Genomic DNA, 12711 nt, shown 5'->3' on the forward strand with positions numbered 1-12711 from the left:
TCATATATGACGTACGAAGTACGACGCGTTGAAGGTAGGAGGGGGCGCATGTTTCGTCAATGCTTCTGACAAAGGAAGTTGGGGTTGCGGGGGCCGATCGGCAGTCCTGCGGCGTCCGGCCGGGGTCGCGCCCGCTCAGCCCCACCGCCCGGTCGGGCAGCGGAGCGTGTGCCGGTCCGGGCACCACGGGGGATCTCTTCGATGTGGACCGCGCACGCACCCGAAACTCATCGCAGGCCGGTCTCCGACCCGTTCGACGGGCTCATCCATAAGTCATTTGCCTGATCCCCGCCTGCGGTCCTTAGCCCCACGATGGCCAGGCATGACGACATCGGCATCGGCATCGGCATGGGGAGTTGTGCGGGTTCTGCGGGACCGCAACGGCGGCCTGTATCTCGCGGGCGTGGTGATCTCCGGCTTCGGGACGTCGGCGCTGTGGCTGGCGTCCGGCGTGTGGGTCAAGGAGCTGACGGGCTCGGACGGACTGGCGGCGCTGTGCCTCCTGGTCATGTGGGCGCCCACGCTCGCCGGCCCCCTGCTCGGCACGCTCGCCGACCGGGTCAGGCGACGGCCCCTGCTGATCAGCACGAACCTCCTCCTGGCCGCCCTGCTGCCCACCCTCCTCGCCGTCGACTCCCCGGGGCGGCTGTGGCTGCTCTACACGGTCCTGTTCGTGTACGGCGCCGCGGGCGTCGTCCATGACGCGGCCGAGTCGGCCCTGGTCGCGGCCGCGGTCGACCGGTCCCTGCTGGGCGACTTCAACGGGCTGCGCATGACGGCGACCGAGGGCATGAAGCTGGTGGCCCCGCTCGCCGGGGCGGGGCTCTTCACGGCGTACGGCGGCCCGAGCGTCGCCCTGCTGGACGCCGTCACGTTCGTCCTGGCCACCGGCCTGTACACACTGCTGCGCGTCCGCGAGGAAAGGCCGCAGCCGCCCGCGAACGGCCGGCGGGTACGTACCGCGGAGGGCATCGGATACCTGTGGACGCACCCCCGGCTGCGGCCCCTGGTCCTGGCGGGCGGCACCACGATGTTCTGCGCGGGCCTGGCCGGGGCGCTGCTCTACGCCGTCATCGACGGGCTTGGGCACTCCCCCGCCTACGCCGGTGTCCTGTACGCCGTCCAGGGCGTCGGTTCGGTCGCGGTCGGTCTGGCGGCCGGCCCGGCCCTGCGCCACCTCGGCGGACGGCGGTTCGCGGCCGGCGGGATCGCCCTCACGGGCCTCGCGGTCGCGGCGCGGGCCATCCGGTCGGACACGGTGGCCCTGGTGTGCGGTGCGGCGATCGGCGCGGGGCTGCCCTGCGTCCTGATCGCCGCGCTCACCGCCGTGCAGCGCGAGACGCCGGACGCCCTGCTGGGCCGCACGGCCGCCACGGCCAACACCCTGATGTTCGCACCAAACGTACTCGGGCTGGCCGCAGGCGCGGCGCTGGTCGAACTCACCGACTACCGAACCCTGTTGCTCGCCCTCGGCACGATCCTGCTGACCACGGCCGCCTCGCTGCTTCAGAGCCGGAGCACCGACCGCACCGCGTCCAGGTCCCCGTCCAGCACCAACCCCGCATGACACAACCGCAGTTCGCACACCGCCCTACGGCAGCCACGACCAACACGCCGACGACCGCGCCGAACCTGCTCGGGCTACCGCAGCACTGGCCGAACTCGCCACACGATCCTGCACGTCACGACCGCCCGGCTTCCTCACAGCACGGCGAGCGCCGACCGCACCGCCTCCAGGTCAGCGTCCGACGCCAACCCGGCGTGATACAGCCGCAGTTCGGTCGCTCCCCGCTGCCGTGCCTGCTCCGTGTCCGCGGTCAGTGTGGCCGGGCTGCCGCCCATGCCCGAGACCACGGGGAGGTTGGCGGCGATCACGGCCCCTTCCCGGGCCTGGTCGGCGAACGGTGTCAGCAGGCCCGTGCCGCCCGCGCACGGCACGACCACACCGTCCGCGACGGTCAGGATGTGGGCCGGGTCCACGCCCGGGTTGGCGCCGACGTGATACGTCACGGGGTCGGCGTGCAGCAGCACCTGGAAGCCCTCGGGGGCAGCCGCGCGCACCGCCCGGACGGCGGTCTCCTGGAGCGTGCGTGCGGTTTCGTCGCGCCACGCGCGCGTGGCGGCCGCCGTCGCCTCGCCGAGCAGCTTCTCGACCCCGGCCCAGCCGCCGTCGTCGGGCGCGCCCTGCCACAGCGGCTCCAGCGCCACGCGTACGGAGGCCGCCAACCCATCGGCGTCCAGGCCCTGTTCGCCGTAGCCCTCCCGGCAGGTGGGGCAGAAGCAGAGCGCCATCAGGTACATCCCTGCGTCTCCGAGGCCGACCCCGGCGGTCTTGTCGTGGGCGTGCAGATGCTCCAGCCCGTACCAGCCGAGGGACTCCAGCTCGGTGCCGCGCGCTCCCGGTCGTACGGCCGCCTCCACGGCCAGGTCGACGAGGTACGCGCGCGTGGCGGGCTGGGCGATGCACGGCGCCCACGGGTAACGGTCACCGTAGGCGTTGACGACGGAGGTGTCCGGATGATCGGCGCCCAGGCGGGAGTTGTGGGCGAGGACGACCCAGGTGTGCACCTCCAGGCCGGCTTCCGCGAGGGCCGCGGCCGCCTCGCCGTAGGCGTCTTCGGGCGCCCAGTCCCCGGCCGCGTACGGCCGCAGCGCACGTCCTTCCCAGCGGCCGTCGGCCGGATACAGCACGGCCGCGTGTTCGGCCGTGACGATGCGGTGGCGCGGATGGCGGGGCGTGAGCGCGCGCGTGGAGTGGTACGCCGAGGCGAGCGTCACCTGCCGCACACCGAGCGCGGCGATGCGGCCCGCGGCCTCCGGGTCCCCGTTGACGTCCCAGGGGTAGACGAAAGTCGACGCCTTCACTTGCTCTCCGCCTTCACTTGGTCTCCGTCTCCACTGTTCTCTTCCAACAGCGCATACCCTCGCTCGATCAGCTCGGCGAGCTGCTTGACATGATCCTCGGTCGGCTCGTGCAGCGGCGGCCGGACCTCCCCGACGTCGAGCCCGCGCAGCCGCACGCCCGCCTTGACCAGCGCGACGGCGTAGCCGCGCCCCTGTGCGCGCAGTTCGACGAACGGCCGGTAGAAGCCGTCGAGGAGCCGGTGCGCGATCGCGGTGTCGCCGGACTCCAGCCCTTGGTGGAAGGCGAGCGCGATCTCCGGGGCGAAGCAGAACACGGCGGAGGAGTAGAGCGGGACGCCGATGGCGCGGTAGGCGAGCTGGGTCTGTTCGGCGGTCGGCAGACCGTTGAAGTAGAGGAAGCCGCCCGGGACCTCGGTGCGGACCGCGCTGACGATGCGCTGCATGAGGTCGAGGTCGCCGAGGCCGTCCTTGAAGCCGATGACCCCGTCCGTGCGGGCCAGTTCGACGACGGACTCCGGGGTGAACACGGCGTTGTCGCGCTGGTAGACGATCACGGGCAGCGCGGTCGCGGCGGCCACCTCCCGGTAGTGCCGCAGCAGCCCCTCCTGACCGGCGAGAACGAGGTACGGCGGCATGGCGAGCAGCCCGTCCGCCCCGGCGGCCTCGGCCACGCGCGCGTACCGGACGGCGAGTGCGGTGCCGTACCCGGCGCCGGCCACGACCGGCACCCGCCCCTCGGCCTCCTCGACGGCCGCCCGCACGCACGCCTCGAACTCCTCGGGCGTGAGCGCGTGGAACTCGCCGGTGCCGCAGCAGGCGAAGACCGCGGCGGCCCCGGCCTCGACCCCGCGGCGCACATGGGCGCGGTACACGTCGAGGTCGACCGAGCCGTCGCGGCCGTAGGCGGTGACCGGGAAGAACAGCGGCCCGCTGGGGATGCCGAGTCGAGCGGCGAGAGGGACTGGCGTCACGGGCACTCCCGATTCCGTTTCCATGTTCGTGATCTGCGTCTACATTTCTGAACGCCACCACGCTAAGGTGCTCCTTTGTGGCCGGTCAAGCGCACCCACCGGCATCACATCAGCGGATTTCCGCATTTCGCAGAGCACTTGACGGGGTCAGGCCCGGCTCCTTAGCGTGTCCATGGATGTGAATGACGTGCACGCATGCGCCTGCTGACCGAAGGAGAAGCGAGGATGCCAGCCCCCCGCACCGTTCTGCTCACCGGCGCCGCCGGCGGGCTCGGCACTCTGATGCGGAACCTGCTCCCGGCCTTCGGCTACGGGCTGCGCCTCCTCGACGTACGCCCGATCGAGGGCGACCCGGACGCCGTCACCGCGGATCTCGCCGACAGGAAGGCCGTGCGCGAGGCCGTGCGGGGCGTCGACGCGATCATCCACCTGGCCGGCATCTCCCTGGAAGCCCCGTTCGAGAAGATCCTCGCGGCGAACATCGAGGGCACGTACAACCTGTACGAGGCCGCGCGCGAGGAGGGCGTGGGCCGTATCGTCTTCGCCTCCTCCAACCACGCGGTGGGCTTCACCCCGCGCCCCCAGGGGAACGACCCGCTGATCCCCGTCGACACCCCGCGCCGGCCGGACACCTTCTACGGACTGTCCAAGTCCTTCGGCGAGGACCTCGCGCAGCTCTACTGGGACAAGCACGGCCTGGAGACGGTGTCGGTGCGCATCGGCTCCTGCTTCCCCGAGCCCACCAGCGTGCGCATGCTGTCCATCTGGATGAGCCCGGCCGACGGCGCACGCCTCTTCCACGCGGCCCTGACCGCAGACAACGTCGGCCACACCGTCGTCTACGGCTCCTCCGCCAACACCCGCCTGTGGTGGGACCTGTCCACGGCACGGGCGCTCGGCTACGAGCCCCAGGACGACTCCGAGCCGTACGCGGAGAAACTGATCGCCGACCAGGGCGACCTGGACCCCGACGACATCGCCCACACCTACCTGGGCGGCCACTTCGTGAACGACCCACCGATCTGGCCGTACTGAGGTCACCAACGCCCCAGGAGTGTTGCGGGGCGAAAATTGATCCTCCGCGGGGGCGGGCGGGCACCGAACGGGCCCGCCCGCCCCCGAAAACGGGCACCGCACCTGCCCGCTCCCACGCCCCCACTCACAGCCACGCAGGTCCGAGGCGGGCACTCCGCTCCGCAAACGGGCACACACGGGCAGCATCGGGCCTGCAACAGACCTGGTCAGTGCCGCACCCCGGGGGTAGAACTTGCTGCGTGGGCCCCACCGGGCCCGAACGGGCAACACGGCACGGGAGCGGGTGACGGCGATGACGGCGAACACTGCGAAGACCGCGGAAGAGCGCCAGCGGGAGATCGTGCGGGCCGCGCGCGCCACCGGCTCGGTCGACGTCACCGAGCTCGCCGTCGAACTGGGCGTGGCCAAGGAGACCGTACGGCGGGATCTGCGCGCCCTGGAGGACCACGGCCTGGTCCGCCGCACCCACGGCGGCGCCTACCCCGTGGAGAGCGCGGGCTTCGAGACGACGCTCGAGTTCCGCGCCACCAGCCACGTGCCCGAGAAGCGCCGGATCGCGGCCGCCGCGGCGGAACTGCTCGGGGACGCCGAGACGGTCTTCGTCGACGAGGGCTTCACCCCACAGCTCATCGCCGAGGCACTGCCCAGGGACCGGCCGCTGACCGTCGTCACCGCGTCCCTGCCGGTCGCGGGCGCACTCGCCGAGGCCGGCGGCATCTCCGTCCTGCTGCTCGGCGGCCGGGTCCGCTCCGGCACGCTGGCCACCGTCGACCACTGGACGACGAAGATGCTGGCCGGTTTCGTCATCGACCTCGCCTTCATCGGCGCCAACGGCATCTCCCGCGAGCACGGCCTGACCACGCCCGACCCCGCTGTCAGCGAGGTCAAGGCGCAGGCCATCCGGGCCGCGCGCCGCACGGTGTTCGCGGGCGTGCACACCAAGTTCGGCGCGGTCAGCTTCTGCCGGTTCGCGGAGATCGGCGCACTGGAGACGATCGTCACCAGCACCCTGCTCCCCTCGGCCGAGGCCCACCGCTACTCACTCCTGGGCCCACAGGTCATCCGCGTCTAGAGGACCCGTCCACGCCCGCACGTGTGCACCTGTGCACCTTTGTGCCTTTGCACCTGAAAACCCAACTCACCCTCCCCCGGGCACTCCCACGCCCACAACCGCCCCTTATCTCCCCATATGTTCAGGAGCGATTCATGCGCACCCCGAGCCGACGACGGCCACCGCGAGCCATGCTCGCCATGGCCGCCGCAGGGACGCTGCTCGCCCCGCTGCTCTCCGGCTGTTGGGTCGGGGCGGGCGGGTCCGGTTCCGGCGGGAACTCCGTCAACGTCCTGATGGTCAACAACCCGCAGATGGTGGAGCTGCAGAAACTCACCGCCGCGCACTTCACCAAGGAGACCGGCATCAAGGTGAACTTCACCGTCCTGCCGGAGAACGACGTCCGCGACAAGATCAGCCAGGACTTCGCCAACCAGGCGGGCCAGTACGACGTGGCGACGCTGAGCAACTACGAGATCCCGATCTACGCCAAGAACAACTGGCTGCACGAGATGAACTCGTACGTCGCCAAGGACCCGGCGTACGACGAGCAGGACGTCCTCAAGCCGATGCGCCAGTCGCTGACCGCCGACGACGGAAAGCTCTACGGCCAGCCCTTCTACGGCGAGTCGTCCTTCCTGATGTACCGCAAGGACATCTTCGCCGAGAAGGGCCTGACGATGCCGGCCCACCCCACCTGGGACCAGGTGGCGAAGCTCGCCGCCGAGGTCGACGGGGCGAAGTCCGGGATGCGCGGCATCTGTCTGCGCGGCCTGCCCGGCTGGGGCGAACTCATGGCACCGCTCACCACCGTCGTGAACACCTTCGGCGGCACCTGGTTCGACAAGAACTGGAAGGCCGAACTCGACTCCCCCGCCTTCGAGAAGGCGACGAAGTTCTACGTCGGCCTCGTGCGCAGCCACGGCGAGTCCGGCGCCGCCCAGTCGGGCTTCGCCGAGTGCCTCAACAACATGACCCAGGGCAAGGTCGCCATGTGGTACGACGCCACCTCCGCGGCCGGATCCCTGGAGGCCAAGGGCTCACCCGTCAAGGGCAAGCTCGGCTACGCGCCCGCCCCCGTGGAGAAGACCGACTCCTCCGGCTGGCTCTACACCTGGGCCTGGGGCATCCAGAAGGCCTCCCGCAACCCCGACAAGGCCTGGAAGTTCGTCTCCTGGGCGTCCAGCAAGCAGTACGAGCAGCTGGTCGGCGACACCAGCGGCTGGTCCGACGTGCCCGCCGGCAAGCGCGCTTCGACGTACACCAACGCCGACTACCGCAAGGAGGCCGGCGCCTTCCAGGAGATGACCCGGGAGGCCATCGAGGGCGCCAGGCCCGACAACCCGGGGGTGCAGCCGCGTCCCGCGCCCGGCATCCAGTTCGTCGGCATCCCCGAGTTCACCGATCTCGGCACCAAGGTCTCCCAGGAGATCAGCGCGGCCATCGCCGGACGCCAGTCCGTGGGCTCGGCCCTGAGGAAGTCCCAGCAGCTCGCCGAGAAGATCTCGAAGGAGTACGAGGGACGATGAGCGCCACGACAACCGCCCCCATCACCGCAACTCCCGTACGCATGACACGCCGGCCCTCCGCCCGGCTGCGCGCCTGGTCCACCCGGGGCCCGCTGCTGCCCGCCCTGGTCTTCATGATCGTGGTGACCCAGCTGCCGTTCGTGGCCACCGTGGTGATCTCGTTCTTCGACTGGAACGCCCTGTATCCCAAGGCCCGCCACTTCACCGGAGTCGACAACTACCAGCAGGTTCTGACCGACGCCGACCTGCGCCACTCGGTGTGGACGACGATCCTGCTGACGGTGACGGTGGTCCTGGTCAGCCTGGTCCTGGGCATGGTGCTGGCGCTGCTCCTCGACCGGAGGTTCCGGGGCCGGGGATTTGTCCGCACCCTTCTGATCGCCCCCTTCCTGGTGGTCCCGGTCGCCGCGGCCCTGCTGTGGAAGCACGTCCTGTACAACCCCGAATACGGCCTGCTCAACGGCCTGTTGCACTACGTCGGCGGCCCGCAGCCGGACTGGATCTCCACTACCCCGCTGCTCGCCGTCGAGGCCTCGCTGATCTGGCAGTGGACGCCGTTCATGATGCTGATCCTGCTGGCGGGCCTGCAGAGCCGGGACAGCCAGCAGCTCGAAGCCGCACGCGTGGACGGCGCGAACGACTGGCAGATCTTCCGCCACCTCACGCTCCCGCACCTGCGCAGGTATCTGGAGCTGGGCGCCCTGCTCGGCTCGATCTACATCGTCCAGAACTTCGACGCGGTCTTCACCATCACCTCCGGCGGCCTGGGCACCGCCAACCTCCCCTACACCGTCTACCAGAGCTTCTACCAGGCCCATGAGAACGGCCTCGCCTCGGCCGCGGGCGTCCTGGTGGTCATCGGCTCGATCATCATCGCGACCTTCGCCCTGCGCGTCGTGTCGTCCCTGTTCCGTGAGGAGGTGTCCCGCGCATGAGCACGGTCGCCGTACGAACAAGCCCCCGCCGCAGGGGAGCAGGCCTGGGTCTGGTGGCCTGGCTGCTCGGCATCGTCTTCTTCCTGCCCATCGCCTGGATGGCGCTGACGTCCTTCCACTCGGAGTCGGACGCGGCCACCAACCCGCCGTCCTTCGGCGCCGCCCTCACCCTCGACGGCTACCGCGAGTTCTTCGGCACGGGCGGCGGCGCGAGCCCCTGGCCGGCGCTGGTCAACTCCGCGGTGGCGTCGGTGGGTTCGACGGTCCTGGTCCTGCTGCTGGCCCTCCCGGCGGCGTACGCTCTCTCGATCCGGCCGGTGAAGAAGTGGACGGACGTCCTGTTCTTCTTCCTGTCGACGAAGATGCTGCCGGTCGTGGCGGGCCTCCTCCCGATCTACCTGTTCGCCAAGAACACCGGCATGCTGGACAACATCTGGCTGCTGGTCATCCTCTACACGTCCATGAACCTGCCGATCGCGGTGTGGATGATGCAGTCCTTCCTCGCCGAGGTGCCGGCGGCGGTGATCGAGGCCGCGCAGATCGACGGCGCCCGGCTGCCGACGATCCTCGCGCGCGTGGTGGCCCCGATCGCCCTGCCCGGCATCGCAGCGACGGCCCTGATCTGCTTCATCTTCAGCTGGAACGAGCTGCTGTTCGCCCGAGTCCTGACCGGCGTGGTGGCCGAGACGGCCCCCGTCTTCCTGACCGGCTTCATCACCAGCCAGGGCCTGTTCCTGGCGAAGGTGTGCGCCGCGTCGCTCGTCATCTCCCTGCCGGTGCTCGCCGCGGGGTTCGCCGCCCAGGACAAGCTGGTCCAGGGCCTGTCACTGGGAGCCGTGAAATGAAGGCCGCCGTCATCGAGTCCGTGGGCCGTGCCGTCGTCACGGAGGTCCCCGACCCGACGCCAGGGCCGCGCGAGGTCGTCGTCGAGGTCGCCGCCTGCGGCCTGTGCGGCACGGACCTGCACATCCTCCAGGGCGAATTCGCGCCCAAGCTGCCGATCGTGCCAGGACACGAGTTCGCGGGCCAGGTCGTCGGCGTCGGCACCCAGGTCACGGGGGTCGCGGTCGGCGACCGGGTGGCGGTCGACCCGTCCCTGTACTGCTACGAGTGCCGCCACTGCCGTACCGGCCACAACAACCTCTGCGAACGCTGGGCCGCGATCGGCGTCACGACGGCCGGCGGCGCGGCGCAGTTCGCGGTGGCACCGGTGGCGAACTGCGTGAAACTGCCCGAGCACGTACGCACCGAGGACGCGGCCCTGGTGGAGCCCCTGTCCTGCGCGGTCCGCGGCTACGACGTCCTCCGCTCACGCCTGGGTGCGCACGTCCTGATCTACGGCTCGGGGACGATGGGCCTGATGATGCTGGAGCTCGCCAAGCGCACGGGGGCGGCGAGCGTGGACGTGGTGGACCTCAACCCGGCGCGGCTGGAGACGGCGGTGCGGCTCGGTGTCTCGGCGTCGGCGGCGAACGCGGACGAGCTGGAGCGGCCGCAGGGCTGGGACGTGGTGGTCGACGCCACCGGCAACGCGGCCGCGATCCAGGACGGCCTGGACCGGGTGGCGAAGGCCGGGACGTTCCTGCAGTTCGGTGTCGCGGACTACGCGACGCGGGTGACGATCGATCCGTACCGCATCTACAACCAGGAGATCACGATCACCGGTTCGATGGCGGTCCTGCACAGCTTCGAGCGGGCGGCGGAGTTGTTCGCGAACGGCGTGCTCGACCCGGAGGTCTTCATCAGCGACCGCATCCCGCTGGAGCGGTACCCGGAGGCGCTGGAGCAGTTCGCGGCGGGGGTGGGCCGCAAGATCGTGGTGGTGCCGTAGGGGTTTGTCGCCCCCGCCGCCCCTACCCGTCCCGTACCTGGGGGCTGCCGCCCCCAGACCCCCGCTTCGGCCTGAACGGCCTCGTCCTCAAACGCCGGACTGGCTGAAGGATCAAGCCCCGGCCGGCGAAAATCCAGCCCCTCCGGCGTTTGAGGAGCGGGGGTCCGGGGGCCGGCCCCCGGGGTCGGGACGGGAAGGGGCGGCGGGGGCGAAACAAAAGGTCGGCCAATTGGCCGGAGGGTAAGGGAACAGTAAAGCGGCCTCGCTCGTTCACCCGGCATGACAGCTATGACCCCCGGCTCGAACATCCCTCTCTCCACCCCCCGCGTGACGGTGGACGTCGCCGCCCCCGTGCGGCTCGACGTATCGAGCCTGCTGCTCACGGGCGACGGCAAGGTGCGCTCCGACGACGACTTCATCTTCTACAACCAGCCCCAGGGCCCGGGCGTGACGTACCGGTCGGGCGGTGGCACGGCGCCCGACGCGATCGTCGTCGACACCGCCGCCGTCCCGCCGGGCATCGAGAAGATCGTCGTCACCGCCAGCCCGGACGCCCAAGGCCAGACCTTCCAGGGCATCGAACCGACGGCCACGATCCGGAGCGCGGACGACAACTCCGTCCTGGCCACGTTCACACCCCCGCAACTCGGCGCCGAGACGGCACTGGTGGTCGTGGAGATCTATCTGCGCAACGGCCAGTGGAAGGCCCGTGCGGTCGGCCAGGGCTACGCCAACGGCCTGGCGGGCATCGCCACCGACTTCGGCGTCACGGTCGAGGAACCGGCCGCGGCCGCCCCGCCCCAGCCGGTCGCTCCGCCGACGCCCACGATGCAGCCCCCGGTGACCCCGCCGGCCCCGCCCCTGTCCACCACGCCGCCGCCTCCCCCGGCCACGCCCGCCCCGGCGGGCGGTCCCCCCGCCCCGGGCACCGGAAAGATCAACCTCGACAAGGGCCGGGTCAACCTCCAGAAGAACCAGACGGTCTCCCTCGTCAAGGGCGGCCGCCCGCTGCTCTCCCAGGTCAAGATGGGCCTCGGCTGGGAGCCTGCCTACGGCGGCAAGGACATCGACCTGGACGCGTCGGTCATCGCGTACGGTCCGCAGCGCAACCACATCGACAGCTGCTACTTCGGCAAGCTGTCCATCCTCAACGGCGCGATCAAGCACTCCGGCGACAACCTCACCGGCGAAGGCGGGGGCGACGACGAGGTCATCGTGGTCGACCTCGGCCGCATCCCGCAGGACGCCACCGGCCTGGTATTCACGGTCAACTCCTTCTCCGGCCAGAAGTTCACCGAGGTCGCCAAGGCCTACTGCCGCCTCCTGGACGCGGCCACCGGCGAGGAACTCGTCCGGTTCGACCTGACCAACGCCGAACCCCAGACGGGCGTGATGATGGCGAAACTGATCCGCCAGTTCTCCGGCGAGTGGGAGATGACAGCAATGGGCGATTTCGTAAAGGCCCGAACGGTCCGCAACATGGTGAAGCCGGCGGCACAGTCCCTATAACGTTTACGCAGTTCAGGGCGTTGGAATCCGGGGACGACACGCCTGCCGTCCAGAGCGTGCGTGATGGCGGTGGGCGCCGGCACCCGTACTGCTGGCGGATGACCCGAAAGGGCGCCTCAGAGGAATCCAGAGGTTGTTGGGAGTAGACCGAGGTCGCTCACTCGATTTGTTTCCCATCGTTTTCCCAATCCCCGATCTCGAGCGATGAGAAAGTCCCGGCAGGTTCGCCAACAGTGTCGGCGAACCTGCCGGGGCCTTCGTCATTCCGTCGTTCATTCGGCCTGCATGACGCGCTGCATCAGTGGCGTTGGCGGCGTGGCGCAAGGCGCGGGCCGGTCCCGGCCCCGGCCCCGGCCCCGGCCCCGGCCCCGGCCCCGGCCCCGGCGAGATCCTGCTGGATGCGGCGCTCGGGGTCGCGCTGGGCAGGCGGGGAGTGCCCTGCGGATGTCTGCATGCTGCGGGCCGAGCCGGCCGTGTCGGACCAGTGGCCTCTGATCCCGGAGCGGTCCAGATTGCGCCTGCCGATTGCGGCGAGGTCCGTCGTGTTCCTCCTCGAAACGGATCGGTTCGACGTCTTGACGTCCATCGGGAGTTCGTCGATAGTCATGGCTTAATCCGAACGGCCGAGTGATGGCTGGTTCGCGTTCCGAATTGTTAGCGCTAACAATTCGGGGGCGGCCCGCTGACGGATCCGCTCGCACAGACCGTCCGCCCGCCCTCAGCCCCCCGTCAGCCCACCCCCAGAGCCCACCGCGAACGCGGTTGGGGTTGCGGCTTGCTGTCCCCGTACCGATGCACAAGGGAGTTCACGGTGCCTGCCCTGCATGTTTTCCGACGACTGAGCCGCGGGCTGGTTGTCTCCTTGGCCGCGGTGGCGCTTGCCTTCGCCGGTCTTGTCGCGTTCAGCGGCGCCTCGCAGGCCGCCGCACAAGGTCCCTGCGACATCTACGCGGCGGGCGGCACGCCGTGCGTCGCGGCGCACAGC

Annotated in this window: 11 protein-coding genes; 8 read left to right on the top strand and 3 right to left on the bottom strand. The window is 70.3% G+C overall.

All coding sequences use genetic code 11. The features are described 5' to 3' along the window. The first annotated feature begins 322 nt into the window (after window positions 1-322). Entirely contained in the window at window positions 323-1567 is a 1245-nt protein-coding gene (locus LJ657_RS36780) for an MFS transporter (RefSeq protein ID WP_232653270.1), read from the top strand. A 134-nt stretch (window positions 1568-1701) separates the two neighbouring features. Here the strand turns inward: LJ657_RS36780 and LJ657_RS36785 are convergent, their stop codons facing one another. After that, window positions 1702-2865: a hypothetical protein gene (locus LJ657_RS36785; RefSeq protein ID WP_232653271.1), complete on the bottom strand. Its 1164-nt coding sequence runs from the start codon at window positions 2863-2865 to the stop codon at window positions 1702-1704. Then, window positions 2862-3836, bottom strand: a complete 975-nt coding sequence (locus tag LJ657_RS36790; protein ID WP_232653272.1) for a 5-dehydro-4-deoxyglucarate dehydratase — start codon at window positions 3834-3836, stop codon at window positions 2862-2864. Before LJ657_RS36790 ends, LJ657_RS36785 begins: the two co-directional genes overlap by 4 nt. A gap of 225 nt (window positions 3837-4061) precedes the next feature. On the opposite strand from LJ657_RS36790, the gene LJ657_RS36795 reads away from it, so the two are divergent. From LJ657_RS36795 to LJ657_RS36825, 7 genes are all read left to right on the top strand, one after another. Beyond that, window positions 4062-4871 (top strand): NAD-dependent epimerase/dehydratase family protein, encoded by an 810-nt coding sequence (locus LJ657_RS36795; protein ID WP_232653273.1) that lies wholly within the window; start codon window positions 4062-4064, stop codon window positions 4869-4871. Between the two features lie 292 nt (window positions 4872-5163). Next, window positions 5164-5943: a DeoR/GlpR family DNA-binding transcription regulator gene (locus tag LJ657_RS36800; protein ID WP_232653274.1), complete on the top strand. Its 780-nt coding sequence runs from the start codon at window positions 5164-5166 to the stop codon at window positions 5941-5943. A 134-nt stretch (window positions 5944-6077) separates the two neighbouring features. Further along, complete coding sequence (locus LJ657_RS36805; protein WP_232653275.1) at window positions 6078-7451, top strand: ABC transporter substrate-binding protein; 1374 nt, start codon at window positions 6078-6080, stop codon at window positions 7449-7451. After that, window positions 7448-8386, top strand: a complete 939-nt coding sequence (locus LJ657_RS36810) for a carbohydrate ABC transporter permease (protein WP_232653276.1) — start codon at window positions 7448-7450, stop codon at window positions 8384-8386. Before LJ657_RS36805 ends, LJ657_RS36810 begins: the two co-directional genes overlap by 4 nt. Next, a complete protein-coding gene (locus LJ657_RS36815; RefSeq protein WP_232653277.1) occupies window positions 8383-9231 on the top strand; it encodes a carbohydrate ABC transporter permease in 849 nt (282 codons plus the stop codon). The genes LJ657_RS36810 and LJ657_RS36815 overlap by 4 nt, the downstream gene beginning before the upstream one ends. After that, window positions 9228-10217, top strand: coding sequence for a zinc-dependent alcohol dehydrogenase family protein (locus tag LJ657_RS36820; RefSeq protein ID WP_232653278.1), 990 nt, complete (start codon window positions 9228-9230; stop codon window positions 10215-10217). The genes LJ657_RS36815 and LJ657_RS36820 overlap by 4 nt, the downstream gene beginning before the upstream one ends. Window positions 10218-10505: 288 nt before the next feature. Further along, window positions 10506-11726 (top strand): TerD family protein, encoded by a 1221-nt coding sequence (locus tag LJ657_RS36825; protein ID WP_232653285.1) that lies wholly within the window; start codon window positions 10506-10508, stop codon window positions 11724-11726. A gap of 298 nt (window positions 11727-12024) precedes the next feature. Here the strand turns inward: LJ657_RS36825 and LJ657_RS36830 are convergent, their stop codons facing one another. Next, the gene (locus LJ657_RS36830) at window positions 12025-12333 is read right to left on the bottom strand and encodes a hypothetical protein (protein WP_232653279.1); all 309 of its coding nucleotides are present in this window, start codon (window positions 12331-12333) and stop codon (window positions 12025-12027) included. Window positions 12334-12711 lie beyond the last annotated feature (378 nt).

Source organism: Streptomyces guryensis, assembly GCF_021261325.1.
GTDB classification, from domain to species: Bacteria; Actinomycetota; Actinomycetes; order Streptomycetales; family Streptomycetaceae; genus Streptomyces; species Streptomyces guryensis.

Bases quoted from the DNA above. Each gene is read 5' to 3' on its own strand.
- LJ657_RS36780 (WP_232653270.1), top strand. From the start codon at position 323: ATGACGACATCGGCATCGGCATCGGCATGGGGAGTTGTGCGGGTTCTG.
- LJ657_RS36825 (WP_232653285.1), top strand. From the start codon at position 10,506: ATGACCCCCGGCTCGAACATCCCTCTCTCCACCCCCCGCGTGACGGTG.
- LJ657_RS36805 (WP_232653275.1), top strand. From the start codon at position 6,078: ATGCGCACCCCGAGCCGACGACGGCCACCGCGAGCCATGCTCGCCATG.
- LJ657_RS36820 (WP_232653278.1), top strand. From the start codon at position 9,228: ATGAAGGCCGCCGTCATCGAGTCCGTGGGCCGTGCCGTCGTCACGGAG.
- LJ657_RS36800 (WP_232653274.1), top strand. From the start codon at position 5,164: ATGACGGCGAACACTGCGAAGACCGCGGAAGAGCGCCAGCGGGAGATC.
- LJ657_RS36830 (WP_232653279.1), bottom strand. From the start codon at position 12,333: ATGACTATCGACGAACTCCCGATGGACGTCAAGACGTCGAACCGATCC.
- LJ657_RS36795 (WP_232653273.1), top strand. From the start codon at position 4,062: ATGCCAGCCCCCCGCACCGTTCTGCTCACCGGCGCCGCCGGCGGGCTC.
- LJ657_RS36815 (WP_232653277.1), top strand. From the start codon at position 8,383: ATGAGCACGGTCGCCGTACGAACAAGCCCCCGCCGCAGGGGAGCAGGC.
- LJ657_RS36810 (WP_232653276.1), top strand. From the start codon at position 7,448: ATGAGCGCCACGACAACCGCCCCCATCACCGCAACTCCCGTACGCATG.